Raw genomic sequence first — 26,517 nt, 5'->3', positions numbered from 1 at the left:
ATGGTAGTAGGAGACGCTTCACTAGATATTGATACATTGGTCATTGGTGCAGGTCCTGGTGGGTATGTGGCGGCAATTCGTGCCGCCCAGCTCGGCCAAAAAGTCCTCATCGTGGATAAATCGGAACTCGGCGGTGTATGTTTGAACCGTGGATGTATTCCTTCTAAAGCCTTGATCGCTGCTGCGCATCAATTTGAATCCGCACAGCATGGTGAAGTTTTCGGCGTTACAGCTGAGAATGTTAAAGTGGATTTTGCCAAAACTCAAGAATTCAAGAACAGCGTAGTTAAAAAAATGACTAGCGGTGTGACTAGCTTGATGAAGGGCAACAAAATTGAAGTATTTAACGGCGAGTGCATGTTTATCAGCGACACAGAAGCACGTGTGTTCAATGATCATGAATCTCCACGTTACCGCTTCAAACACTGCATCATTGCTACAGGTTCCCGTCCAATTGAACTTAAACCTTTCCCATTCGGCGGACGTATTCTGTCTTCGACTGAAGCTCTGGAACTTCCAGAAATTCCGAAGAGCATGATCGTAATCGGTGGTGGATACATCGGTGCCGAGCTTGGTCAAATGTACTCTAAATTTGGCACTAAAGTAACAATCATCGAAGGTTTGGATACTGTACTTCCAGGCTTCGATAAAGATATGACTCGTCTTGTTGCGAAAAACATGGCTAAAACTGGCATCGAAATCGTAACTAACGCTAAAGCTGAAAGTGCTGTTCAGAACGACAAAGAAGTAACCGTGAAATACTCTGTTGGTGGCGAGTCCAAAGAAGTTACAGCAGATTACTTGCTTGTTACTGTAGGTCGTCGTCCTAACACTGACGGTGAACTTGGTCTGGACCTGATCGGTCTTGAGCTCGACGAGCGCGGATTGATCAAAGTTGATCACCAAGGACGCACAAGCATTCCTACCATCTTCGCTATCGGCGACGTTGTTCCAGGTCTTGCTTTGGCTCACAAGGCTTCTTACGAAGGTAAAATCGCTGCTGAAGCAATCGCAGGACTTACATCTGTTGTTGACTACAAAGTCATCCCAGCTGTTGTATTTACAGATCCTGAGTGTTCAAGCGTTGGTTTGACTGAAAAAGAAGCAAAAGACAAAGGCTACAAAGTGAAAAGCGGCAAATTCCCGTTCGCAGGAAATGGTCGCGCAGTATCTTTGAACAGCCCAGAAGGTTTCATCAAAATTGTTGCTAACTCCGAGAACAATTTGGTACTGGGAGCTCAAATCGTTGGTATCGAAGCTTCTAACTTGATCGCTGAACTTGGTTTGGCAATCGAAATGGGCGCAACGCTTGAAGATATCGCTTTGACTATTCATGCGCATCCAACCCTTGGCGAAATCGTCATGGAAGCTGCTGAATTGGTTGAAGGTCACCCAATTCATGTAATGAAATAATTTTTCTCCAAAAATTGCTCTAGCAGGCAACAGAAAGGCGGACGCAAATGCGTTCCGCCTTTTTTTGTGTTTTCCACTTTTTTGAAAAGAGATATACTGGGAGGAAGAGCAATTACTTAATCTGTATTTTATAAATATAGGGAGGTTCAATGATGAGAGCTGATAAATTAAAGCCTGGAGATGAGCTGCGTATTATCTCTCCTTCCAGAAGTTTGTCATTAATCGATGCTCAGCAAAGAAAAATCGCTAAAGAGCAGCTTGAACGGTTAGGTTTTCGGATATCCATTTCAACAAATTCTTTTGAGACGGATGATTTTGTTTCCTCTTCTATTGATTCGAGAATTGAGGATTTGCACGAAGCCTTTTTAGACCCCAAAGTGAAAGGAATATTAACGACCATTGGGGGCTTCAATAGTAACCAGCTGCTGCGTTATATAGATTATTCAATCATTGCAGAGAATCCAAAGCGTTTATGTGGTTATTCGGATATTACTGCACTAAGTAATGCGATTTATGCTCAAACAGGATTAGTTACATACTCCGGACCGCATTTTTCCACATTTGCGATGCTCCACGATAATGAATATACTATCGAATATTTCCGCAAGCTGATGATGGAGAATAAAGAAATTCTAGTGCAGCCTTCCAGGCATTGGAGTGATGATGAGTGGTATCTGGATCAGGAAAACCGGATATTTATTAAAAATGAAGGTTCGTTCATTATCAATGATGGGGAAGCGAAAGGAACGATTATTGGTGGCAATTTATGCACTTTAAATCTTTTGCAGGGAACAGAGTATATGCCAAGTTTTAAAAATTCTATCTTGTTCATTGAGGATGATTATGAGTCAGCACCTGCAACCTTTGATCGAGATCTGCAATCCCTAATTCATCAGCCTGAGTTTGAAGAGGTCAAAGGGTTGGTGATCGGCAGGTTCCAAAAAGAATCGCGTATGTCAAAGAAGCTGCTGACCACAATTATCCGCTCAAAAGAAGAATTATCCGATATTCCTGTGATTGCAGACGTGGACTTTGGACATACATCGCCGATGATTACCTTTCCTGTGGGTGGACAAGCAAGCCTTCGGGCTTATGGGGCAAGAGTGGAGCTTAGGATAGCGGAGTAGAGATACAATTGCTGAATCAATCCTTTATAATTGAATAGGTAACCCGATTATTAAATATATTTAAAAATTATCTTACCTTCTACAAAAATCGGATTTTTCAGATATAATATATGAGGTGAAATATTACGGAGGTGCAATACTTTGACGAATGAGTTAGAACAAACCTATTTGAATTTTTTACAATATATTTTGGATCATGGTGTGAAAAAAGAAGATCGTACAGGAACTGGTACAATTAGTGTATTTGGTTATCAGATGCGATTTGATTTATCAAAAGGATTCCCGCTGTTTACAACAAAACGTACACCGTTTCGCTTAATTGCAAGTGAGTTATTGTGGTTTATTAAAGGTGATACCAACATTCGTTATTTATTGAAAAATAATAATCATATTTGGGATGAATGGGCTTTTAAAAGATGGGTTGAATCGGACGAATATGCTGGCCCGGATATGACAGACTTCGGGAATCGTTGTTTAGTTGATGAAGATTTTAATCAATTATATCAAGCAGAGATGAAAGCATTCTGTGATCGTGTCTTAGAAGATGATGAGTTTGCTGCCAAATATGGCGAGCTAGGAAACGTTTACGGTAAGCAATGGCGGAATTGGACATCTTCTACTGGCGAATCAATTGACCAATTACAAGATGTTATTCATCAGATCAAAACAAATCCTGATTCTCGGCGTTTAATTGTCAGCGCATGGAACCCGGAAGATGTTATAAATGCTGGGACGAAAGGAAGCAAAGCAGCGTTACCGCCCTGCCACGTTATGTTCCAGTTCTACGTTGCAAATGGTAAACTAAGCTGTCACTTGCTGCAACGCAGTGCGGACTCTTTTCTCGGGGCAAACTTCAATATTCCATCTTACTCTTTGCTTACGCATTTAATCGCATACGAATGTGGGCTAGAAGTAGGCGAGTTTGTATACAGCATTAGTGATGCGCATATCTATTCAAACCATGTTGAGCAAGTGAAAGAGCAATTATCAAGAGAATTAAGAGCATTGCCTACACTGGTTATTAATTCACAGAAGAAATCAATTTTTGATATTGAACTGGAAGATCTGGTCATTGAGGGGTACAATCCGCATCCTTCGATAAAAGCGCCGATCGCAGTATAACGTAATTGTAAATGAAGATTCGCAAATATTATTTCTGGCAGTATAGTTTTTTACTTTAGTATGGAGGAAGGAGAGAACTTCATGAGTATTAGCTTAATATGGGCAATGGGTGCCAATCATGTCATAGGAAAAGATAACGATATGCCTTGGCATTTGCCGCTGGATTTTGCTTATTTCAAAGCAGAAACATTAGGCAAAAGAATGCTAATGGGCCGCAAAACATGGGATTCGCTCGGAGGCAAGCCCTTGAAGGGCAGAACGAGCCTAATTCTAACTAGGGATACTGATTATTCAGCTGAAGGTGCAGAGGTTCTACACACGCTTGAAGAGGCTCTCAACGAGGGTAGAAAAGAAGATGAGCTGATGGTAATCGGTGGTGCGGAAATTTACCGGTTGATGTTGCCGTATGCTGACAAGTTGATGTTGACGCAGATCGAACAGGATTTTGAAGGAGATACCCGGTTTCCTGAGATTGACTGGAGGATGTGGAAAGAGGTCTCCAATATCAAGGGAATTCGTGATGAGAAGAATCCGTATGATTACCGTTTCCTTGTTTATGAACGTACGGAATAGCAATAAAACGTTTTCTCTGACATAACATGTGAAATAGTACAAATAATCAGTAGATTTATCCATTACTGTGCAAAAGTGATGAATGTTACTATAATTAAAATTAGAAATGATTATGTATAGGTATAGAATAGAATGTGCAGGTACTTCATTGCGTTGCTGACAACCATACGAAGCCGCAATATACTACAATGTACTATACTTCAACACGAAGAGAACGGATGGGGGAAACGTAAACATGTCTACACCTACAGGTTTTATGGAGTATAAACGGCAGCTCCCAGGTGATCGGGATCCTGAGCAGCGGGTAAAGGACTGGGAAGAATTCCACCATCATTTATCCGAGGACGAGCTTCGGACACAGGGCGCACGTTGTATGGATTGCGGAACCCCCTATTGCCATACAGGTATTGATATGGCTGGCGGGACCTCAGGTTGTCCAGTACACAATTTAATTCCGGAGTGGAATAACTTGGTGTATCGCGGACTCTGGAAAGAAGCACTGGAACGTCTGCATAAGACAAACAACTTTCCTGAATTCACAGGCAGTATTTGTCCCGCACCCTGTGAAGGCTCTTGCACAGTGGGTCTGATCGGACAGCCGGTAACCATCAAAACAATTGAACTTGCGATCGTTGATAAGGGTTTTGAAGAGGGCTGGGTTGTACCTAATCCTCCGGAGAAACGGACTGGCAAAAAAATTGCAATCGTAGGCTCTGGACCTGCTGGACTTGCCGCAGCAGCACAGCTTAACAAGGCTGGACATTCTGTAACTGTATTTGAGCGCAGTGACCGCATTGGCGGACTGCTGACATATGGAATACCTACTATGAAGCTTGATAAAAAAGTTGTACAACGTCGTGTAGATTTGCTGGCTGCTGAAGGGATTAACTTCGTAGTGAACACTGAGATTGGTAAAGACATTCCGGCTCAGCAGCTTGTTGATAAGTATGATGCGGTCGTTCTGTGTGGTGGAGCAACTAAGGCACGCCGTTTCAACATTGAAGGCAGTGAGCTTAAGGGCGTTATGTATGCCATGGATTATTTAAATGGCACGATCAAGAGTTACTTGAATTCCAATCTGGAGGATGGTAACTATGTATCCGCTGAAGGTAAAGATGTAATCGTCTTGGGTGGCGGGGATACAGGATCTGACTGTGTTGCCACAGCGCTTCGTCATGGCTGCGGCAGTATCACTCAATTTGGTACACATGAAAAAGCGCCTCTGCAACGGGATCCGATTGCTAATCCTTGGCCACAATTTCCGAATGTGTACAGCTTGGATTATGCGCAAGAAGAAGCGAAAGCTATTTTTGGCGATGATCCGCGTGAATTCTCTATCATGACCACTAAATTTGTTGGGGATGAAGAGGGGAACTTGAAGGAGCTTCATACGGTGCAGATCCGCCGGATCGTGGATGAGACAGGTCGTAAAATCTACCAGCCCGTTCCTGGAACGGAAGCTGTATATCCTGCTCAACTCGCTCTCATCGCTATTGGTTTCGATGGACCGGAGCAAGATATTGTTGAGGAGCTTAACCTGGAGACTGATCGTCGTACCAATGTGAAAGCACGTTACGGCAAATTCAATACGAACGTGGATAAAGTGTTTGCTGCTGGCGATATGCGTCGTGGTCAAAGCTTGGTGGTCTGGGCCATCAATGAAGGTCGCGAAGCTGCACGTGAAGTGGATAAATACCTGATGGGCTCAAGCGTTCTTGTCTAGGCATTAATTCAAGAAGCCGTTTCAAAAGCAGTTTACCTGCTGGAGAAGCGGCTTCTTTTTGGAGCCGACGCTTGACGGAAATATTATTTTCATATAGATTTAATACAATATTTAAATGACAAAAGCATTGACCAAGGACTTACGATCCTAGTAGCGTTAGAACAGAGAGGGAACTCACCGGCTGAAAGGTTCCTCAAATACGTGTGGATGGTATCCTGCCTGGGTAGCTGCAGCGTATAACCGCTGCCGGAATCGGCCGTTATTCGATCGAGGATCGCCAAATCAAGTGTAGACTATGTACGGGCTGGCGGTTAAATAAGGGTGGTATCACGACACATTCGTCCCTGACGAATGTGTCTTTTTGCGTTTAGAGCGTTCATTTTTTAGGGAGGGTACAAATATGCGTCAAAGTAATCTTTTATTAACAACTCTGCGTGAGGCACCTTCAGAGGCGGAGACAAGCAGTCATCAGCTACTGCTGCGTGCGGGATATATCCGCCAATTAGCAGCGGGTGTGTATACTTATTTACCGCTTGGAAGACGTGTTTTACGGAAAATAGAAGCGATTGTGCGGCATGAGATGGATGTCTCTGGAGCTCAGGAGGTATTGATGCCATCTATGCAGCCTGCGGAGCTCTGGAAAGAATCAGGCCGGTATGAGGTATACGGTAAGGAGCTGATGACGCTGCGGGATCGTCATGAGCGGGAATTCATACTAGGTCCTACACATGAGGAAGTAGTAACCACACTCGTACGGAATGAGATCAGCTCCTATCGAAAGCTTCCTATTACCGTATATCAGATTCAGACCAAGTTCCGAGATGAACGCCGACCACGTTTTGGACTGCTGAGAGGCAGAGAGTTTTTGATGAAGGATGCTTACTCTTTTGACACAAACCTGGAAGGTCTAGATAAATCATATATCCCAATGTTCGAGGCTTATCACCGGATATTTGAGCGATGTGGATTGAAATTCCGTGCTGTCCATGCGGATTCCGGTGCGATTGGAGGCGAGGGCGGCAGTCATGAATTTATGGCGCTGGCTGATATTGGGGAGGATACGATTGCTGCATGCACCGTTTGTGATTATGCGGCCAATCTGGAACAGGCAGAGTCCGTGCGGCCTGTAAAAAATGAAGTTGTCATACAAGTACCGGAGATAGAGAAATTCCTCACTCCTGATTTGCGCACAATTGAGCAACTAGAGCAGGAGCTAGATATCCGGCCAGACCAGATTATCAAAACATTAATCTATGAAGGTGACGGACAGATTTTTGCTGTACTGGTCCGGGGTGATCATGAAGTCAATGAAATAAAGGTAAGTAAATATTTAGGAACGAATGAGATTAAGCTTGCTGACTACGAGTCTGTGAAATCCTTAGCGGGCGTTGAAAGTGGATTTGTAGGACCTGTAGGCTTAACGCTTACTGTCCTAGCAGATGCGGCAGTAGCTGATATGACTCAAGGGATTACAGGGGCGGGAGAAAAAGATTATCACTTCCGTAATGTAGTACCCGGCAGAGATTTTTCGCTTGGGCATGTGGGGGATTTTCGGAATGTAGCAGAAGGTGAAGTTTGTCCGCATTGTTTGGAGGGTATTTTGCATTTTCATCAAGGGATTGAAGTGGGTCATGTCTTCAAATTAGGTACTAAATACAGTGAAAAGCTAGGCGCTTCTTACTTAGATTCTTCAGGCAAAAGTCAACCTATGATTATGGGCTGTTACGGAATTGGTATCTCACGGCTTTTATCCGCTATTGCTGAACAGCATCATGATGAGGATGGATTAATGTGGCCAGCAGCATTGGCACCTTATCAGGTTCATATCTTGATAATGTCCGTCAAGGATAGTGAGCAGCGGACGGTTGCCGAAGGTCTCTATGATCAACTAACCAAGCTTGGCATTGAGACGCTGATTGATGATAGGGATGAACGCGCTGGTGTGAAATTTAAAGATTCAAGCTTGATCGGGATACCTCTATCAATAGTTGTGGGCAAGGAAGCATCACAGGGAAGAGTAGAGTATCTGAACCGAAACACAGCGGGGAAAGAAGTCTTAGAAATTATGGAAGCTGTGTCTCGGATCAAACAATTCTATTCACAGCTGATATAAATGATCTTTTTTCATTTAATGGGAATGCCAATGATCAGGGCAGGAGAGTGTTGCTGGTAATTTTGTGAGAGTATTTCCTTTTGCCGCATTGATCTGTGCCTGAGTGAGAAAGAGAGCTTCTGCTAAATTAGCACCTCTGAGGTCAGTATCGCGAAAGTCTGCCCCAATAAGGTCGGCACCTCTGAGATCAGCGTCCCTAAGGTCTGCGGCTATTAAATAGGCTCCTCTCAAATTGGCGCCTCTAAGATCGGCTCCTTTGAGCTTAGCTCCCATAAGGTCGGCACCTCGACTGAAATTCTTCGCTGATTTCTTTAGTTTACGGCGAGCCTCAGTTCGTACAAGCTCACTGACCTGCAACAGTAACATATTGATTTTTGCTCGATGAGCGGCAACATCCACTTTTACAAGTGCTTCAGGATTAAGTAAAGTGAGCTGTTCCGTTTCATCGAGAGCTGTTTGCAGCTCCTTATGGATTGTACGGGTTATTTCTAAGTTTAAAGATTCATGTAAATACCAAAGCAGCTCGTGCAAATGCCACATGATCGGAAATACCTCGAACATTTGCTTCGCAGTTTTCGGCTTTTTCCTCCAGTCTTCTCCAGCATAAGTGACTTGAGAAATCTTTTGCCCAGCTCCAAAACAGTCATAGACCGTACAACCACGGTAGCCTAATTCTCTTAGCTCTGTATGTACACCACAGCGAAAGTCCGACTGTAGATTGTGACATGGCTGTCCAGCGTCTTTGTCTCTAGCGAAATCTATGGAAGCAGCAAAAGGCAATGCGGCACAACACAAGCCAAAGCACTGCTCACAATCCGCCTTTAGGGCAGAGAGGTTTCGATCAGAAAAAGGTTCTGTAAATCTGTGATTCTCATACAAGGTTTGTTTCCCTCCGATATATGAATACGCTTATACCAACTTATTTTAAATCAAACGAAAGATTATGAAAAGTCCGGTCGATTAAAAAAAACCGAGGTTAATGTTATAATAGAGTACTGGACCTATTTTGGACTTAAGAACGAGAAGGTAAGGAGCGAATGTTTTTGAAGACACTTATTATTGCGGAGAAACCGGACATGGGGCGGAATATCGCCGCCGCAATAGAACCAAAGGCTAAAAATTACCGTTCCTATCTTGAAGGGGAGCAGTACATTATTACATGGGCAATAGGGCATCTAATCGGATTGGCTGAGCCGGATGCATATGATGTGAAATACAAAAAATGGAATATTAATGATCTTCCCATTATTCCGGACCCATTCAAGCTAGTTCCTAATGCGCGGACCATTGATCAGCTGAAGGTAATCGGAGAGCTGGCTAAACGAAGCGATCTGCTAGTAAATTCTTGTGATGCCGGGCGAGAAGGCCAGCATATATTTTCGCTCATTCAGCGGCATTTGAAGCTTGAACATCCTGTGAAGCGGCTGTGGATTTCCGATTTGACACCAGAGACAATCCGCAAAGGCTTTCAAGAGCTAAAGGATGGGGCGGAGTACGAGAATCTAACCAAAGCAGCAAAAGCGCGCAGTGAAGCCGATTGGTTAATCGGTATGAACGGATCACGTGCATTTACTACGAAACATAATGTGCTGCTGTCGGTGGGGAGAGTTCAGACCCCAGTACTTGCACTTATTTATGATCGCCAGAAGACGATTGAGGCGTTCTCATCCCTTAAGTTTTTTGAGGTAGAGGGCCATTTTACACAAAATGAAATGACTTATAAAGGTATGTGGCAGGGTGACCGGCTCACTGATGGTGAGAAGGCGGAGGCGCTGGCTGCCAAGGTCAAAGGAAAACCGGGACGTATTGACTCTTATGAGGTTAAGGAAACGAAAGAGTATCCGAATAAACTGTATGATTTAACGCTGCTGCAGCGGGAGGCGAACGGGAAGTACGCTTTTTCCGCTAAAAAAACACTCGATATCGCACAAGCATTATATGAAAAGCATAAGGTGATATCCTATCCGCGGACGAATTCTAACTATGTTACAGAACAAAATATTCCGGAGATGCATAAGACTTTATCTGCGCTCCAAGGGACGGCTTATGATGAATGGGTGAAGGGCGCGAATCGTAATCTCGTTCATAAAGGAAACAAATTTATCTGCAATCCCTCCAAGGTAGAGGATCACCATGCGATTTTGCCTACATATCGGAAAGCAACAGGGCTTAGTGCGGATGAGGGAAAGCTGTATGATTTGATTGTGCGGCGCTTTTTGTCACAGTTCTATCCGGCTTCGGAATATAAAGTGCATACGGTTATGACTGATGTAGAGGACGAAAAGTTCAAAACTACTGTTAAGGAATTATTAAGTCTCGGTTGGAAGGTAATTTACGCGGACCAGAAGAAAGATAAAACGAAGTCGTCCAAAGGAAAAAACAAGGATGATGAGGAAGACGAAGAGATTGAAGTGAATGAACCATTCGCAATCGCTCCGGTCGATGAGGTGATCTGTAGTGACGCTATCGTTAAAGAGAAAGATACACAGCCGCCAAAACACTATACGGAAGGCACGCTGCTTAGAGCGATGGAAAGTGCCGGAAAGCAGATTGAGGACGAAGAGCTTCGGGATGCTATGAAGGATTCAGGGCTGGGTACTCCAGCCACACGAGCAGCAACCATTGAACGGCTTAAGAATGTCGGATACATTGAAATGCAAGGCAAAAAAATCGCCATCACGCAAAAAGGACGAACGGCTATTGAACTGATACGTGGAGCGGGCATCGAGCTGTTGACTTCACCTGAAATGACCGGCCAGTGGGAACGTCGCTTGAACGAGATATCCAGAGGTACGGCGTCGGACGGACAATTTATGGAGAATGTAAAAAGATTTGCCTGTATGATCGTGGACAAGGTTCGTGTGCAGTCTCGGGCGTCCAAAACTTCTTTTGAAGGGGAAACTCCTTCTGTGAATACAGGGGCTAAAGGTCGGAGTGGTGGAGGTACATCTCGTAAAAGTAGCGATAAACCTGCCGCGCCAAGAAAACGTAAACCAGCTAACGAAGAAGAATCAGCAAATTCAGGTCCGAAAATTATCGGAAACTGCCCGCGTCCTGGCTGTGGCGGGATGATTTTTATGGGTAAAAAAGGCTACGGCTGCTCTCATTACAAAGAAGGCTGCAAGTTCGTGATCTGGAAAGAGAACCACGGGCGTACCCTTACAGATACACAAGTAAAGGCATTGATTGAAAAGGGCCGTACGGGTAAGCTGAAGCTTGCGAGCGAAGACGGCACCCCGCTGGAAGGGAAACTTGTGCTTAATAATATGGATACGGGTCAATTAACAGTGGAGTCATAGTCTAACTGGAAGTTTGTATGGATCATGGGTGATTACATCACATTTGCATGTACGAAGCCGCTAGCGGACACAGATGACCCTAAACGCGGGAATACGTCCTTTTTGGACTGCTATCGGACCGCATAGTCGTTATTTGCATGAAAAGGGCTATATATGCACCGCTTGCGAGAGAATAGCAGCGCTGGAGTCCGCAAACTTGCTCCAAGGGCTATAAATTCGCCAATAGCGTCAGCTGGGTCCGTAGTCAAGACTATTAGTCGGACTCGCCGTATATGGGATATGGTTTCGGTGACAGCTGTGGGAGACTATATATTTTACACATAAAATTCATTAGTTAAAGAGTGTAGGACATACCTATCTTAAACGGGATGTAGTAACTTGTGCGCACAAGATATTATGATTACGTAGGGGGCTGATCTTCACTCTTTTTCTATCCTGCGGGATAAATCCAGAGGTTACATTATGATAGGGCAGTATAGTCACTACTAGAATGGAAGGAAGGGTGACAACATGGGAATGCGCGGATATTACTTTGCTATGGATGACAACCTAGTGCAGCAAATTGTTACAGGCGACATTGCATTGAATAGCTTGAAAATAGACGATTATCCCGGACTGGACATTGATAGATCCTGGGAGGCGATTCACTACTTGCTTTGTGGAGTTATTTCCGATGGAGATGCCCCTCTTAGTTATGTTGTTCCGCTGACATCAGACAAAGGCATCGATTTTGGCTCATTCGGGGCGTTTTCCTTACGTGCCAAGCAAGTTGCAGAAGCGCATCAGGTTATTTCTGAGCTGGATGAAGCGCAGCTCCGCTTGCGGTATGATTTCCCGGCCATGGTTAAGGAAGAAGTATATCCTCTTGAACCTGATATTGTTTCAGACGAGGATAAGGATGCGTTCTTTGCCTACCTGCTACAGCATTTTAACGAAATCCGGCGTTTCTACAGCCAAACTGTAGCCGAGGGCAAAGGTCTCATCTTTTATATTTTCTGATTCTAACCAAAAGACGACACACGTCTCCTGATTCCATTGTGCGCGATAAAAAATAGAACCTTTGACTGATGAAGATTATGATGATTTGTGAAATAAATGACCAATTACGGGAAACGGTAGGTTCAATTAATCCAATGAGACGAAGAGGGGGAAACGAAAATGAAGACGATCAAGTGTATGATGGACCACCTGTACTGGGCGGACGCACAAATCTTAGAAGCGCTCGAGGAGAGTGAGATGAAGAACAAGAACCTTCTGAAGCTGGTTCGGCATGTCGCGGTTGCGGAACGAGTCTGGCTGTCCCGATTGCAGGGCAAGGGTAGTGCGCAATATTCGTTGTGGGAGGAAGCAGAGGACCTGACGGCGATCCGAACGGAGTTCGAAGAAAACGCCGAGAAATATCGTGTGTATATCGAAGGGCTCGAGGAATCTGATTTGGACGTGAGGGTCGATTATGCGAACCAGAACGGAGTCCCGTTCCAAACGTCCGTCCGGGATATCTTGTCGCAGGTCATTTTACATGGGCAATATCACCGGGGACAGATCAACCGGGCACTTCGGATGGAATTGGCAGAACCTGTCCAAGTCGATTACATCACGTTCGCCAGACTCTAACAGGGCCTAATCATCACCATTACCCGGAATGAGATGGGCATTGAACTCCTCCGAAATGATTTAGTTTACTCATGCAGGCTCATGAATTCGTAGGATTTTACCCTTTAGCTAAATGTGAGATAAGAAGGAAATTGAGGAGGCGGTGGCTTGGAACAACTGTAGGGGCATGTCATTTTCACTCCCATGTCTCAACGGGTCCGAGCCCTTTTGTTTAATGCCTCCCGATACTCCATGCTTCTTGTCCATCCTGCGAATGCATGACACGCTTAAGCTGCTTGCGGAAATAACTTTGACAGAACGATAGGGTTATACACCGACCACTAAATGCAAAGGGGAAATCTGAGATTCAATATGTATTCCTTAACGATACAAACGAAATAGTGGTACCGTTTCATGATGAGATTCCGAAATAGTAGGACCAAAACGTTTGAATTGTCATCTCTTTTCCGCAAGTAGAATCAAGCAATGCAAATTCCATTACTCTACAATGACTATAGAGTGGTTGAAACGAGGTGAACAGACCAATTGTACGAGTGGCACAAGCAAATCCAAATAATCGTTAATGAAATTGACGAGTGTATTAAGAATCGTAACAGTGAAGCAATAACGCTACGATTTCTTTCTCACAAGTTAGGTTATTCCGAATTTCATACTACGAGAAAATTTAAGGAAATATCGGGAATGCAATTTAGGGATTATCTACGGCATAGAAAATTAGCCTTTGCACTAAAAGAGGTTCGGGATAGTGAAAAGAGCATTTTGGATATTGCTTTTGATTATGGTTTTTCATCACATGAAGCTTTTACCAGGGCTTTCAAGGGAACATATGGTGTAACTCCAAGTGAATACCGGAAAAAGCCTATGCCTGTCGCCCTTCGTACAAAAATAAACGCTTTCGACCGCTACTTTTTCGGATTTGGAGAGATTGGTATGATGAAATCTACAGATGATCTTAACATTTATTTTGTAACCATTCCCACTCACAAATTTTTGCACATTAAAAACTATGAGAGTAATGGGTATTGGGATTTTTGGCAAAAGCAAAGTCTTATTACAGGACAGGACTGCGAAACAATTTGCGGCTTACTCGATAGTATCAAGGGCAAATTGGATGACGATGGCGGGAGTGAATCTAACGGTGGCAGCGGTCAGATTATGGCTTACATTAATGACCCGGATGGCAGACTCTGCGATTGGGGTATTCCACGTACAGAGTGTTTTGGTGTACGTCTTCCTTTTGATTATAAAGGTGAAGTACCTCCACAAATGCTTATGATTGATGTTCTCGAAGCCGAGTATATTGTTTTTGAACATGGGCCATTCAATTATGAGCAGGAAAATCGTAGTGTAGAGGAAAAGATGGAAAGGGCAATGGCAACTTTTAGTTTTGCAGACACTGGTTACTGCTTTGATACTTCCGCTGGGAGAATCATTTACGTTTATCACGATCCGGAGCGGTTTTTGAAGTATATCAGGCCAGTAGTGAAGTTGACCTCCAAGCTAATCGAAACAGATTAAGCAGGTAAGTAAAAGGTTGGTGCTATGTGCTGATGAAGAAAATAAGCAGACTGGAGTGTAGTCTCCACAATCATATAGTCGCATGATTAGTTGGATTATCTGCTTTAGAAGCAATATAAGTTTAAAGGTCTTTATTGTTGTTTGAATTATTGACAGAAAATTCCTATTGTCTTATATTAAACTTAATTAATAATTACCAAATGCGATGAAGAGGACAAGTAGATCTGGAAAAGCCGTTCAGAGAACTGCCGGTTGGTGCGAGGCAGCGGATATCCGAATCCAAAAATCACCTCAGAGCAGTCCCCCGAATTATAGTAGATGGGACCGGGATTCTACCGTTACAAAGAAGCATCGTTGTTGGACGATGGCAAAGAGGGCGTTTATTATAAACGTCAATCAGGGTGGTAACGCGGAGCAACTCCGTCCCTAATGGGATGGGGTTTTTTGCGTCTTCATAAATTAATTATTAAATTGGCAGGCGAAAAATGAACAAACCGTAAGAAGAACAATTGGTTCGAAAAATCCGGTAAAACGTTGAGCAGATGAAAGGGGGATATTGCAATGCAATTCAAGTTGTATACGGATGTGTATGAGTTTTACAATGATACCTATGATATGCTGATGCGTCATGAAGCACAAAATTTGATTCCTCTTGGCAATATCATAATTGGACATGAAGGAAAAGACAAAACAGACTGGCGTGACCCTGTAAATTGGCTTATGGTAACTATTTCAGATGCTAGGGGCATACAACTTACCGCCATAATGACACCGCCACACAATATTACGCTTTATGCAACAGACAACATAATTAACCCAGAAGCTATAAACTGTCTTGTAGATGGGCTGAAAGACCGTGAAATTCCAGGTGTGATGACCGAAAAAACCTTGGCAGAGTATTTTGCCAAAGAATATACTTTGCGCAAGGGAACAACCTTTAAAACAATCATGACCCAACGTATATATGAACTTACGGCAGTAAACCCAGACATTCAAAAGGTTGGTATCGTTCGATTGCTAGATGAAAAGGATATTCACTTTTTCCCTTACTGGGCTGAAGCATTTTATGCAGCGGGGAGTTATGGTAAAACAGAAATGTCCATCCCGCAAGATGCAGACCCTTACCTCTACCGAATAGCATCGAAAAAACTATATATTTTAGAGGACAACGGGATACCCGTTTCTATGGCAGGATATACAAGGGAGATGCAGACTGCTATTGGCGTAGCATTTGTATATACCCCTCCATATGAGCGCGGAAAGGGTTACGCAACTTCAATTGTGGCGCAAATAAGCCAACTTGCATTGGATAAAGGGTTTACTAGATGCGTCTTATATACCGACTTAGCAAATCCCACATCTAATAGCATTTATCAAAAGATAGGCTATATGCCAATCTGTGATTCGCTTCAGTTAAAATTTGAATAGTAGAATGATGCGGACAGAACTTCTACTACTTTTGAAAATAAGAGCAGAATATTCACTACGGATTGAAGATCTTGAAGGTCGATTGATCAAGCTTTGGGAGAAATATAGAGTTACAACCAAATCCAACTGTTTAACTCCGGGGTTGACGAGGTATAAAAAAATGTGTTGACACAAAAGTAGTTAGGGACCATACTACAAATATGAACAACAATAATAAAAAAATAAACGACATTGAGGCTATTCCCTCGCTTGTACAATCCAAGCGTCAGATTGATCGCTATAACCTAGACATAGACGCACAGGCTATACTCGTTGCGTCTAGGCTAATGGCAGCGGGAGCCATGCTTGGACACGCCTCGGAGATTCATTTCTCTAGATTCGGTTTATCAACAGGGCGTTATCGTTTATTGGCAGATCTTGAAGATAACGAAGGAGAAGAGTTGCCTTCGCAATTAGCGGAGCATCTAGGAGTTACACGTGCTACAGTGACTGGTCTTATCGACATTCTTGAACGAGATGGGCTAGTATCTCGGCGATTAAGCTCAGACGATGGCCGTCAGAAATCAGTTGTTTTAACGGAAGAAGGAGCGAAGAAGCTCCGTGAAATGGCTCCTGAGCATTTCGCTCGGCTGGAAGCTATGGTGGGGTTGCTCAACATCGAAGAACGGAGCGTATTTCTCGACTTGCTAGGTCGAGTTACACAAGGCATTTCAGCACTTACGGGCGAATTAGGCTCGAAACCAAAGGGGAAACATCAGTAATGAGTAGAATTGGGCTAGTGAAGCTAGCCTATTTTTACTCTTATATAGTTAGGCGCCTAATTATAGTTCGCTGAAATCAATCGTTGAACTATTTCAAAGAAGAAGGGAGCAAGTAAATGAACCAGATGAAATACCCGAATCAGACAGATGATGTTTACAGCATCAAGGCTGTTGGTTCCAAGAAAAAGACTTTTGTACTATGGCGTGAAGTTGTAATGGCCTATGCTGCTCCTGCCATTATGGCAGGTATCGGGGGATTGGTTGCTGCAGATAGGGGGCTTCAAATAGCGGCATTGACCACTATTGGCGGTGCATCCGCTTTGATGGCCTTGATGATTGGACTTTTGTTGCATAGTCGAGTGGGCCATTTGCGATGGGTCATCGGTGCACCTCACTTGGTTGTAGTAGGGGTATTCGCAATGGCCGGGTCCACATTTGGACTATACGCTGCATGGGTGACATCTGTTGTAGTAGAATTTATGATTCCGAGTAATCACTTGGCCTGGGTAAATCGTGTCTGGATCGATTTCCCGTTGTCTGGATTCATAGCGAGCACGATAGTGACATGGCGGTGGCGACTTGCCGTCACAACTAATTTTTCATCCAAAAGGAGAAGATAAAATTGATAGTTGTTATGGGAGCAACAGGTACGATTGGAAGTGTGCTTTTGGAACGTTTGGTTGATCTTGGCGTACCTGTCAGGGCGCTGAGCAGAGAGCCAGAGAAGTTGCGTGATCAAATCGGAGAAAAAGGCCGATCGACTACTGAGGTCGCAAGGGTAGATGCTTCCGATCCTGAATCGCTGCGACGCGTGTTTACAGGTGCTAGCCAGCTCTTCCTTGCCATGTCCAACAGTCCAAGACAAATCGAATTGGAAACCTCAATCATTCAGATTGCTACCGAATCTGGAATCAAACATATCGTAAAAATATCCAGTCCAGCCTTTGAGCAGAGCGCTCCAGTGGCAGTGGCGGGCTGGCATCAAGAAATTGAGAACACGTTGAGGGTATCGGGTATCACCCATACCGTATTGCGCCCTTATGCGTTCATGCAAAATTTAATGCGCTTTGCACCAACGATCACAACCCAAAATGTTTTCTTCGGCTCTATGGGCGTTTCACCGTGTAACTTTATTGACTGTCGTGATATTGCAGACGTTGCCGTAGAAGTTCTGATCAACGACAAGATATCAGGCCATATATATACGCTTACTGGTTCGGAGATTTTCAGTTATCCCCAGATTGCGAGTCGACTATCTGCCCTGCTTAATCGGCCGATAAGTTACATCAACATGGACCCTCAAGTACTACTCCGTAATCTTATTGAGCATGGGAATCTGCCTCCTTGGCTCGCGAACCACGTTGTGGAAATTCAAACCATGTCTAGGATGGTGCCAGAAAGTCCAAATGACACTGTGAAGCGTTTACTCGGCAGAGACCCACGCACACTAGACGCCTTTCTACATGAGTGTGTAGATAATTTCCGGTAGAGGCGGAGTCCACCTATTCTGATATTTGTATCGATAACAGTATTTTATTCCGATTCCCATATCTAAATGGTTCAGAGTGTATCCCAAAGGTCATAAAATGACTGCCGGGATGCACTCTTTTTATTATGTCCTAAGGAACTCAACTCATAGAACTAGTTCTTCTATAGCATTTATATCAGCATTACAAGAAATAAGCTAAAATTCGTCAATATGTTAGTGTTATTTACGAAATAACACTAAAAAAGCTAATAAAAAATTAACGAAAAATTCATATTATAAGATTAAGTTATATTAATAATAACTAGTTATGCTAACTAACGTAACATTTTTTCTTGACAATCTTTGTGGAAAATTTTAGAATGTAAGCGATTACTCTTAGTTTCCTAAGTGATATTCAAAAGAAGACATTCGTAAGTTCACAAACAAACATCGGAGTTTAAATTTAGGGGGGCAAAGCATGAAAAGGTGAAGGATAACATCATAGATAACAAGATAATAAAATGTTAGTTTTTTTGTTTCATGACTATGTATGAGGGGGTTCACTTGAGGATGAAAAAAAAGAACGCGTTCTTAGCTCTACTTCTGTCATTTTCTTTGTTATCTGTGACTGCTTGCAGTAATTCCTCTAATAGTGCCAATGAGAACGGTAAAAATGCTGCAGGTAATAGCAATACTTCGGTAAAAGCAACCAGTGATGTAGGTCAAACGGCAGTTAAGAATGAGGGCGCTTCTGATCTTGAAATTAAAGCGGGAAGTTCGGTAACCGTTTTCAATCCAAAGATCCCGACGCTCGATCCTACACAATGGCAAGGACAAATTCTGGTAGGGCAAGGAACTTTGCTCGAAGGGCTTTATGGCTACAATCAGGATAATGAAATCGTTCCGAAAATTGCGACAGGTTATACCGTTTCCGATGACAAAAAAACTTGGACATTTACCCTCCGTAAAGATGCCAAATGGTCAAACGGCGATCCAGTAACCGCCCATGATTTTTATTTTTCTTATATGTATCAATTGGATCCAGCTAACACAACCGCACAACTTTGGCTAAGCGTACTTAATTTTGTGAAGAACGGATATGCATACCATGCCGGATCTGTAAGTAAAGAAGAAGTTGGTCTAAAAGTAGTTGATGATTACACGCTGGAAATTACGACCACGCTGCCTCACGCTATTCTGGGGGATATGGTTCTTTCCGGGTCGATGCCTATGAATCCTAAAGCGGTCGAAGCGAACCCTGGTAAGTGGTTTGAACCGGGGAATTTTGTGAGCAATGGCCCTTACATGGTTAAATCTTTTACACCTAACGGTGAACTGGTCATGGTGAGCAATCCGAATTATGTAGGTGCAGCCGGCCAGCTTAATCACGGCAATGTAGAGACCATCCATGTTCTTCCGGCGACAACCGTGCCGGTGGAGGATTATATGTCCGGCCATGCAGATGTCGTTCTAATCCAAAGCGCGTCTGATTTACAATACGTGAAGAAAACGGAGGAGCTAAAGTCCCAGCTGTATACTGCAGCGACTTATGCGATCAAATATTTGCTCTGGAGCAACCCGACAACGGAATCTCCATATGACAAAAAAGAGGTGCGCCAGGCTATCGCCAAAGCGATCCAGCGTAAACCGATCGTAGAATCGGTGCTGAACGGCATGGGCGGGGCGACCAATATCTTTGCTTCACCAGGTTGGCCAACGGAAAAACTGGAGCAAGGACTTCCGGAAGATCTCGAGGCAGCCAAACAATTATTGAAGGATGCTGGTTATGAAGGCGGTAAAGGTCTGCCAACCCTATCGTTGTATGTTGGGGTCAAGCAAGTAGATGCTCAGGGTGAACAAATCGCTTTGGCGTTAGGTCAATTACTGCAACAAAATCTTGGTATCAAAACAGAGCTAGTTCAGCTCAATGAGGCGCAGTTTAACGCTTATCAGTACAGCGGACCTCAGGGCGATGCAAAACCAGGCTTTATTCTGGCGTCGGGCGCAACCAACTGGAGTGAACCAGGAAGTTTGGACATGGGTGCAACGCAGCAACTATATTCCATAGGAACACTGGATGCCCCGCTAGAAGCTACGAAACAATTCGTGGATTGGACCAAGGAAACTTATTATAAACCGGCCATTGAAAAATATGGGGATCCGGATAATAAGAACGCCGGTGTGGAATGGAGCGACTGGGCAGCATTAGAAAAAGCTGCTAAAGAGGATATCGCCTTTTTGGATAAATGGACAGCAGAGCAGCCTGCAGATTGGCAGCCTTATTTGAAACAACCGGGGCTTCCAACGGCCGCTGAACAATGGCAACAGATTGTAGACCTTTGGAAAAATGCTAAAAATAACGATGAAAAACATGCCGCCTTTGTAACCGCTTGGACCTTCGTAGCACCAAACGCGCCAGGTGGCAAGTTGAATCAAAATGCACTTGATGTACAGGTATATTACAACAGTTATCAATCTGATACCTTAAGAGATTTGAGAATGTGGCAAGCGCAATTCGTAAATGCGCTGACCGTCGAAGACGCTGCTCCTATCGCGGCTAAGGTAGTTAATAACCTGCTCGAAGAAGCTTATGCTGTTCCGTTGTATTATCAACAGCAATACTTCTTGGTAAAACCCGGCATTACAGGAGTGCAATCAAATCCTTGGGCATGGGGCAACTTCTATGGGCTGCATCTTTTATCTGTAGAATAATCCTAAATGGGTTGAATAATTACCAATCACGGGCGCCAATTATGGTGCCCGTGAATCGGTAAAGGAGGGTCGGATTTGACCATATTGAAATTTATTTCAAAGCGCATTTTACAAATTATTATCACTTTAATCTTGGTCATTTCAGTTAGCTATACCATGATGTATTATTCACCTGGCGGTTTCATGAATACGAATACCATGGCTACGGCACTGGCTCCGCTGCAAGGGCAAAACCCTGTTCTCTATCAACAAGTCATGGACCAGTTTCAAAGCCGGTATGGTTTGAATTTACCGCTGTGGCAACAAATCATGAAGTATATTTGGCATCAATTAACCTTCGATTTCGGTAATTCGATGCAGAATCCGTCTTTGCAAATTGCGACTCAACTGAAGCAGGCTTTGCCGATCAGTACACTTTTGGCCTTTGGATCTGTTATTCTTTCGGTAATTATCGGGGTTCCGCTTGGCATTATTGCAGCACTCAAACGTAACACTTGGATTGATTATGTTGTTAGCACCATCTCATTGACGGGTCAGGCTATTCCGGCATTTGTTCTCGCGGTGATTATGGTTTTGTTATTTGGTGTTGTGTTTCAAGGGATTCTGCCCGTAACGGGATGGGGTCACTGGAGGCAAGCAATTTTGCCGATTATTTGTTTATCTGCGGCGAATGTCGGTGTTGTTGCCAGATATATGCGGGGCAGTCTGATCGAAACCATGAGGTCGGATTTTATGCGAACCGCAAAAGCTAAGGGTGTCAAATATTGGCCGATGATTTTTAAGCATGGTGTCAAAAACTCGCTGACTGCGATGATAACCGTCATCGGACCTCAATTTGCTTTTACAGTGATGGGCACGATCTGGGTGGAGCAAATTTTCGCCATTCCAGCGCTTGGTCAGGTGATGCAGACGGCATTTACCAGTTTCGACTATCCGCTCGCCATCACATCTGTATTTCTGCTGGGATCCATGATTATGATTATGAATTTACTCGTTGACATTATTTATGCCTTTATTGATCCGCGTGTCAGATTATAAGCGGCACAGACTATACGAACCTAGGAGGGGGAGCAATTGGCTGGCACAGTTGCAGCAACTCAATCGGATGTAGCTTTGAAGAGAAAAAAGAATCTTCAGAGATCCCAGTTTTATCAAGGTTGGAAGCGATTTAAAAGACATCGTCTTGCCGTTATTGGTTTGGTCTGGGTTATCCTTTTTTTGATCGCGGGGATCATTGGACCTTGGGTGGCCCCATATGACTATCGCACGGGAGATTTTTTGGCTATCAATCAAGGGCCGACCTGGCAGCATATTTTTGGTACGGATAATGTGGGGCATGACATGTTCAGCCAGATTCTGTTCAGTGTTCGAAGCGCTCTGATTATTGCTTTTGGCGCGACTTTGGTCAGCTTCATTATCGGGATCATATTGGGCTTGTGGGCCGGATTGCGCGGCGGAATCGCCGATATGATTATTATGCGTGCTGTGGATTTTATGATGACCTTGCCGGGATTTTTGTTCGCCTTGATATTAGTCATTATGCTGGGACGTGGGTATTTATCTTTGATTCTAGCAATTGGAATTCCGGGTTGGGCGGGGTATGCACGCTTGATCCGAAGTCTGGTCCTAAGTATGCGGGACGGGGAGATGGTGGAAGCGGCAAGAGCGTTAGGCGCATCTCAGGCGCATATTGCCAGACGGTATATGTTGCCGAATGTTATCGGCAGTATGGGTGTCTCTCTCGCTTTCGGGATTCCCGGTGATCTCATCCAGATTGCAGGCTTAAGTATTTTTGGCATGGGGCTTCGGCCGCCAATCCCTTCATTTGGGAGTATGATTGCTCAAGCCAGTGAGAATATTCTCGGCTTTCCATGGCTGCTGTATTTTCCGGCAGGTATCTTTGCAATAACCTTGCTTTCGTTTCTGTTTGTAGCAGACGGTCTCCAGGAAGCATTCAGTCCGAAAGGAGGCAATTAATATGGGTGAACCGCTACTTTCTATTGATGACCTTCATGTGAAGTTCTCCCGCAGTGAAGATGAAGTTTATGCCGTAAACGGCGTCAGTTTTTCGATCAATGAAAATGAATCCTTGGGGATTGTTGGTGAAAGTGGCTCCGGTAAGTCAGTTACATTGATGTCATCAATTGGGCTCATCCGTGAAAATGGAAAAATAACATCGGGGACAGCTCAGTTTAATGGTAAGGACTTACTTAAAATGCGTCCCAAACAATTAGAAGATATTCGTGGACGTGACATCGGCGTTGTTTTTCAAGATCCGATGACCAGCTTGAACCCGATCATGCGTATCGGGGATCAAATAATGGAAGCCATGCTGACACATCAATATGCAAACCGGAAGGAAGCTTTTGACCGAACCATTCAGCTCTTGCATGAAATGGGGATTCCGGATCCTAAATCACGGTTTAAAAGTTATCCTCACGAATTTTCCGGGGGGATGCGCCAACGTATCATGATTGCTATTGCTTTGGCATGTGAACCGCAATTATTGATTGCCGATGAGCCAACAACCGCGCTTGATGTCACTGTGCAGATGCAGATTCTTGCACTATTGCAGGAATTACGCAGAAAACATGGGATGAGCGTAGTGATGGTAACGCATGATTTTGGCCTTGCGACCAACTTTTGTGACAAAATCATCGTGATGTACGGGGGCCAAATCATGGAGAAAGCCACTACGGACAAGTTCATAAGTGAGGCGGCGCATCCCTATTCACTTGGATTGAAACGCTCCATTATCGAAGTGGGCCACAAGGGAAAAGAAATAATGCCTATTCCAAAGACGGCAAAGACACTTACACAGACATTGACCGGCTGCCCATTTGCCGATCGTTGCTTCTATACAACTGAACGGTGTCAGAATGAAGTTCCCAAGCTTCGTGATTTTAGCACCGATCATCAGATCGCCTGCCATCATGCTGAGGAGGTCGCTTCCTATGCCCAATAATCCGCTCTTGCGCGTAGAAAATGTCTCGAAAACTTTTCGGGTACAAGGAAAAAAGCTGCATGCCATCGAGAATGTTTCTTTTACCCTGGAAGCGGGGAAAACACTGGGGCTTGTTGGGGAAAGTGGCTCAGGAAAATCAACCTTAGGGCGAATGGTTCTGCGTCTACTCGAATCTGACAAAGGAAAAATATTTTTTGAGGACGTGGAGCTCTCAAAGGCAAATAAAGAGAAGCTGCGGGCGATGCGCCGGGATATGCAAATTATTTTCCAGGATCCCAAGGCGAGTCTCAGTCCGAGAATGACGGTAGGAGACGCTATTGAAGATGCAATGGCTATCCACAAAATCGGAACTAAAGTAAGCCGGCATGAGCGTGTGATCGAATTACTTGAGCGGGTCGGTTTGCCTTCTGAAGTCCAATACGCTTATCCGCATGAACTGTCAGGTGGACAATTGCAGCGGGTTGGGATTGCCAGAGCGTTGTCACTGAATCCCAAATTGCTCATTTGTGATGAACCGGTGTCCGCATTGGATGTATCTATTCAGGTTCAAGTCATTCAACTACTAAAGGATTTGCAGAAGGAGTTTAACCTGACTTATATCTTTATTTCGCATAATTTGGCAGTAGTGGAGTATTTGAGTGATGAAATCGCGGTTCTTTATTTAGGAGAGGTGGTTGAGCAAGCTCCGGCGGATGAATTGTTCAAGAAACCTACGCATCCTTACACGCAGGTCCTGCTAAATTCGATTTTGAAGATTCCGGATAGTGTGGAGCAGAAGCAGCAGATGGTATCGATTCAAGGCGAGGTGCCATCACCGCTTAATCCACCAAGTGGCTGCACTTTTCATCCGCGGTGTTCTTTTGCCTCGGATGTATGTATGGCTGTCAAGCCTGAACGGAAAATCGTGTCAGAAGGCCATAGTGCCGTGTGTCATTTGGTAGAATAAGCAGTGGCTTAATTAAGTAATCAGCAGATGACTTCTGTATATCACAGAAGTCATCTTTTTTAATTCATACACACAAAAAGCCCTGTAAGAAGGCCACTTTTTTCAAAGTGAACAGCTTATAGGGCGCAGTTTAAAGACTGCTTACTGCTTATCAATCGCTGCTGCTAACCCTTCATAGGAAGAATCCTGAAGCAGCACTCCGTTCACCATAAATTTAGGAGTACCGTTGACTCCGTAGGAACCAGCGATCTTAAAGTCTTCTTTTACATCGAACATGTAGGTATGATTCTTGAGATCTGTTTCAAATTGGGCGTAATCAATGCCCTCGATGTTATTCTTAACGAATTTTAAAATGAATTTCTGAGTGGCCCAAATTTCGCTCTCATCGCCTTGATTAGCGTACAGCTTATGAAGGTATTCCCAGAACTTCTCGTTGCTTTGCTTGTAGATGGCTTCGCCGGCGCTAGCGGCAAGATAAGAGTCCCGGTCCAAAAATGCAAAGTTCATGAAGAAAAGTTCCACTTTTCCGGTATCTACGTAGTCTTTAATAAAAGTATCCAGATACTTTTCAGTCCACATTTTGCAGGCGGGGCATTTGAAATCTGCGAATTCGATAACTTTAACTTTGGCATCAGGACTTCCAAGATGAGGTTGCTTCTCATATTTCAGCCCATCAACAACAATGCTTCCCTTTACGTCGGTGTAGTTGGGTAGATCTGCTGTATCATCAGTCTTATTGCTTAAGATGAAAACAATTACAGCGAGAAGGATTACAACAACGACACCTAATATCATGGGAAGCAAAGGTCTTTTGGTCTGAGATTGTTTAGCTGACACTTTCTTATTCATATCTCACCTCCTAGACAATATAGGAATACTATAAAAATAGTATAATCATCCAGTAGGTAGTGTAGATATGTCATTTGTAACAATGCTACGTAACGTTGTAGCTAGTTATTAGTTTTTGAATTTAGCGGCTGAGCGAATGACAGGGGGCACCTCGTGGATGGACGAAATAGTCATCACGGCTTGCTGCATCTCTTGCTCCAGCTCGATAAGGTTATAGCTCCATTCATTTTGCTGCTTCAGGTAAATACTGTTGATGCCTGCGGTAACTGCGGGAAGTACATCTGTACGTAACGAGTTGCCAATCATCCAGGTACGTTTGCGGTCAAAGCTTTGGGTAGCCAAAATATTTTCAAGCGCCTCAACATTTTTATGCTTCCGAATATAGATACGATCGTCAAAATAAGCATCCAGCTTCATTTGTTCAATTTTACGTTGCTGAATGGTGTCGTCCCCGCCAGTATACAAGAATAAATGATGACCCTCTTGCTTCAGCGTATCGAGTGTTTCAACCATGCCAGGGTAAGCTTCAATTTCTTGGTCATAGACGCTTAGGCCGAGCTTGTGTAATTGCTGCTCCTGAAAGCGATCTGTCGGACGGTTATATTTGGCGCAGAAATAACGGTAGGTGGCGATTAAGGATTTAGGGAAGTTGTCGCTGGCCAGGCCACTTGTGTTGACGGTATCAACATCAATTTCTATTTGCTTGCTGCGTAATTCACTGGTGCTTGGCCCAAATTCATTAAACCAATCAGTCATGAGCTCGAAATATTGTCCTAAAATTAAATCGAAATATTTGTTGCAGTGAACCAGCGTATCATCTAGATCGAAAATTACTTGTTGAGTTGTGTATTTCATATCTCTCACTCCTTGGATCTGTATCTGTATA

At 43.9% G+C, this 26,517-nt stretch carries 22 protein-coding genes and 1 other annotated feature; of the genes, 19 read left to right on the top strand and 3 right to left on the bottom strand.

Features of this window, described 5'->3' with window-relative positions:
• The 6 genes from lpdA (at nucleotide 1) to NST40_RS16845 (ending at nucleotide 8,071) form a co-directional block, all read left to right on the top strand.
• On the top strand, nucleotides 1-1,413 hold the full coding sequence (gene lpdA, locus NST40_RS16870; protein ID WP_036687684.1) for a dihydrolipoyl dehydrogenase: 1,413 nt from the start codon (nucleotides 1-3) through the stop codon (nucleotides 1,411-1,413).
• A gap of 152 nt (nucleotides 1,414-1,565) precedes the next feature.
• The gene (locus tag NST40_RS16865; RefSeq protein WP_076277048.1) at nucleotides 1,566-2,540 is read left to right on the top strand and encodes a S66 peptidase family protein; all 975 of its coding nucleotides are present in this window, start codon (nucleotides 1,566-1,568) and stop codon (nucleotides 2,538-2,540) included.
• Nucleotides 2,541-2,681: 141 nt separating this feature from the next.
• A complete protein-coding gene (locus tag NST40_RS16860; protein WP_076184426.1) occupies nucleotides 2,682-3,662 on the top strand; it encodes a thymidylate synthase in 981 nt (326 codons plus the stop codon).
• A gap of 81 nt (nucleotides 3,663-3,743) precedes the next feature.
• Nucleotides 3,744-4,235, top strand: a complete 492-nt coding sequence (locus NST40_RS16855; RefSeq protein ID WP_340976192.1) for a dihydrofolate reductase — start codon at nucleotides 3,744-3,746, stop codon at nucleotides 4,233-4,235.
• A 235-nt stretch (nucleotides 4,236-4,470) separates the two neighbouring features.
• The gene (locus NST40_RS16850; protein WP_342409745.1) at nucleotides 4,471-5,958 is read left to right on the top strand and encodes a glutamate synthase subunit beta; all 1,488 of its coding nucleotides are present in this window, start codon (nucleotides 4,471-4,473) and stop codon (nucleotides 5,956-5,958) included.
• 400 nt (nucleotides 5,959-6,358) lie between these two features.
• Complete coding sequence (locus NST40_RS16845; protein WP_341002939.1) at nucleotides 6,359-8,071, top strand: proline--tRNA ligase; 1,713 nt, start codon at nucleotides 6,359-6,361, stop codon at nucleotides 8,069-8,071.
• 15 nt (nucleotides 8,072-8,086) lie between these two features.
• Here NST40_RS16845 and NST40_RS16840 read toward each other — a convergent pair whose 3' ends face one another.
• On the bottom strand, nucleotides 8,087-8,950 hold the full coding sequence (locus tag NST40_RS16840) for a pentapeptide repeat-containing protein (RefSeq protein WP_341002938.1): 864 nt from the start codon (nucleotides 8,948-8,950) through the stop codon (nucleotides 8,087-8,089).
• Between the two features lie 164 nt (nucleotides 8,951-9,114).
• Here NST40_RS16840 and NST40_RS16835 point away from each other — a divergent pair, with 164 nt between their 5' ends.
• From NST40_RS16835 to NST40_RS16775, 13 genes are all read left to right on the top strand, one after another.
• On the top strand, nucleotides 9,115-11,370 hold the full coding sequence (locus tag NST40_RS16835; protein ID WP_342409744.1) for a DNA topoisomerase 3: 2,256 nt from the start codon (nucleotides 9,115-9,117) through the stop codon (nucleotides 11,368-11,370).
• 510 nt (nucleotides 11,371-11,880) lie between these two features.
• Entirely contained in the window at nucleotides 11,881-12,369 is a 489-nt protein-coding gene (locus NST40_RS16830; protein WP_076130031.1) for a YfbM family protein, read from the top strand.
• Nucleotides 12,370-12,528: 159 nt separating this feature from the next.
• Nucleotides 12,529-12,984 carry a DinB family protein gene (locus NST40_RS16825; RefSeq protein ID WP_076277043.1) on the top strand — a complete coding sequence of 152 codons (456 nt, stop codon included), beginning with the start codon at nucleotides 12,529-12,531 and terminating at the stop codon, nucleotides 12,982-12,984.
• A gap of 525 nt (nucleotides 12,985-13,509) precedes the next feature.
• On the top strand, nucleotides 13,510-14,502 hold the full coding sequence (locus NST40_RS16820) for a helix-turn-helix transcriptional regulator (protein ID WP_342409743.1): 993 nt from the start codon (nucleotides 13,510-13,512) through the stop codon (nucleotides 14,500-14,502).
• A gap of 196 nt (nucleotides 14,503-14,698) precedes the next feature.
• Nucleotides 14,699-14,933, top strand: a binding site (T-box leader).
• Between the two features lie 130 nt (nucleotides 14,934-15,063).
• Nucleotides 15,064-15,930, top strand: a complete 867-nt coding sequence (locus tag NST40_RS16815; protein ID WP_342409742.1) for a GNAT family N-acetyltransferase — start codon at nucleotides 15,064-15,066, stop codon at nucleotides 15,928-15,930.
• 200 nt (nucleotides 15,931-16,130) lie between these two features.
• Nucleotides 16,131-16,691, top strand: coding sequence for a MarR family transcriptional regulator (locus NST40_RS16810; RefSeq protein ID WP_076279322.1), 561 nt, complete (start codon nucleotides 16,131-16,133; stop codon nucleotides 16,689-16,691).
• A gap of 116 nt (nucleotides 16,692-16,807) precedes the next feature.
• A complete protein-coding gene (locus NST40_RS16805) occupies nucleotides 16,808-17,311 on the top strand; it encodes a hypothetical protein (protein WP_342409741.1) in 504 nt (167 codons plus the stop codon).
• A gap of 2 nt (nucleotides 17,312-17,313) precedes the next feature.
• Entirely contained in the window at nucleotides 17,314-18,180 is an 867-nt protein-coding gene (locus tag NST40_RS16800; RefSeq protein ID WP_076277040.1) for an SDR family oxidoreductase, read from the top strand.
• A 549-nt stretch (nucleotides 18,181-18,729) separates the two neighbouring features.
• A complete protein-coding gene (locus NST40_RS16795) occupies nucleotides 18,730-20,871 on the top strand; it encodes a peptide ABC transporter substrate-binding protein (RefSeq protein ID WP_076130036.1) in 2,142 nt (713 codons plus the stop codon).
• 75 nt (nucleotides 20,872-20,946) lie between these two features.
• Nucleotides 20,947-21,909 carry an ABC transporter permease gene (locus NST40_RS16790; protein WP_342409740.1) on the top strand — a complete coding sequence of 321 codons (963 nt, stop codon included), beginning with the start codon at nucleotides 20,947-20,949 and terminating at the stop codon, nucleotides 21,907-21,909.
• A 36-nt stretch (nucleotides 21,910-21,945) separates the two neighbouring features.
• Complete coding sequence (locus NST40_RS16785) at nucleotides 21,946-22,848, top strand: ABC transporter permease (protein WP_081383373.1); 903 nt, start codon at nucleotides 21,946-21,948, stop codon at nucleotides 22,846-22,848.
• A 1-nt stretch (nucleotide 22,849) separates the two neighbouring features.
• Nucleotides 22,850-23,836, top strand: a complete 987-nt coding sequence (locus NST40_RS16780; RefSeq protein ID WP_036687658.1) for an ABC transporter ATP-binding protein — start codon at nucleotides 22,850-22,852, stop codon at nucleotides 23,834-23,836.
• Entirely contained in the window at nucleotides 23,826-24,782 is a 957-nt protein-coding gene (locus NST40_RS16775; protein WP_076218222.1) for an ABC transporter ATP-binding protein, read from the top strand. Before NST40_RS16780 ends, NST40_RS16775 begins: the two co-directional genes overlap by 11 nt.
• A 141-nt stretch (nucleotides 24,783-24,923) precedes the next feature.
• On the opposite strand, the gene NST40_RS16770 is transcribed toward NST40_RS16775, so the two are convergent.
• Both NST40_RS16770 and NST40_RS16765 read right to left on the bottom strand, forming a co-directional pair.
• Nucleotides 24,924-25,631: a DsbA family protein gene (locus tag NST40_RS16770; protein WP_036687653.1), complete on the bottom strand. Its 708-nt coding sequence runs from the start codon at nucleotides 25,629-25,631 to the stop codon at nucleotides 24,924-24,926.
• A 108-nt stretch (nucleotides 25,632-25,739) separates the two neighbouring features.
• Complete coding sequence (locus NST40_RS16765) at nucleotides 25,740-26,486, bottom strand: HAD hydrolase-like protein (protein WP_076098782.1); 747 nt, start codon at nucleotides 26,484-26,486, stop codon at nucleotides 25,740-25,742.
• Nucleotides 26,487-26,517: the final 31 nt, after the last annotated feature.

It is taken from the genome of Paenibacillus sp. FSL R10-2778 (assembly GCF_038593035.1).
GTDB lineage: Bacteria > Bacillota > Bacilli > Paenibacillales > Paenibacillaceae > Paenibacillus_AQ > Paenibacillus_AQ odorifer.
Note: the sequence above shows the minus strand (reverse complement) of the source record. Positions and strands in the feature narration are given on the sequence as shown.

Bases quoted from the DNA above. Each gene is read 5' to 3' on its own strand.
- NST40_RS16765 (WP_076098782.1), bottom strand. From the start codon at position 26,486: ATGAAATACACAACTCAACAAGTAATTTTCGATCTAGATGATACGCTG.
- NST40_RS16815 (WP_342409742.1), top strand. From the start codon at position 15,064: ATGCAATTCAAGTTGTATACGGATGTGTATGAGTTTTACAATGATACC.
- NST40_RS16845 (WP_341002939.1), top strand. From the start codon at position 6,359: ATGCGTCAAAGTAATCTTTTATTAACAACTCTGCGTGAGGCACCTTCA.
- NST40_RS16775 (WP_076218222.1), top strand. From the start codon at position 23,826: ATGCCCAATAATCCGCTCTTGCGCGTAGAAAATGTCTCGAAAACTTTT.
- NST40_RS16770 (WP_036687653.1), bottom strand. From the start codon at position 25,631: ATGAATAAGAAAGTGTCAGCTAAACAATCTCAGACCAAAAGACCTTTG.
- NST40_RS16825 (WP_076277043.1), top strand. From the start codon at position 12,529: ATGAAGACGATCAAGTGTATGATGGACCACCTGTACTGGGCGGACGCA.
- NST40_RS16850 (WP_342409745.1), top strand. From the start codon at position 4,471: ATGTCTACACCTACAGGTTTTATGGAGTATAAACGGCAGCTCCCAGGT.
- NST40_RS16855 (WP_340976192.1), top strand. From the start codon at position 3,744: ATGAGTATTAGCTTAATATGGGCAATGGGTGCCAATCATGTCATAGGA.
- NST40_RS16805 (WP_342409741.1), top strand. From the start codon at position 16,808: ATGAACCAGATGAAATACCCGAATCAGACAGATGATGTTTACAGCATC.
- NST40_RS16780 (WP_036687658.1), top strand. From the start codon at position 22,850: ATGGGTGAACCGCTACTTTCTATTGATGACCTTCATGTGAAGTTCTCC.
- NST40_RS16865 (WP_076277048.1), top strand. From the start codon at position 1,566: ATGAGAGCTGATAAATTAAAGCCTGGAGATGAGCTGCGTATTATCTCT.
- NST40_RS16810 (WP_076279322.1), top strand. From the start codon at position 16,131: ATGAACAACAATAATAAAAAAATAAACGACATTGAGGCTATTCCCTCG.
- NST40_RS16795 (WP_076130036.1), top strand. From the start codon at position 18,730: ATGAAAAAAAAGAACGCGTTCTTAGCTCTACTTCTGTCATTTTCTTTG.
- NST40_RS16830 (WP_076130031.1), top strand. From the start codon at position 11,881: ATGGGAATGCGCGGATATTACTTTGCTATGGATGACAACCTAGTGCAG.
- lpdA (WP_036687684.1), top strand. From the start codon at position 1: ATGGTAGTAGGAGACGCTTCACTAGATATTGATACATTGGTCATTGGT.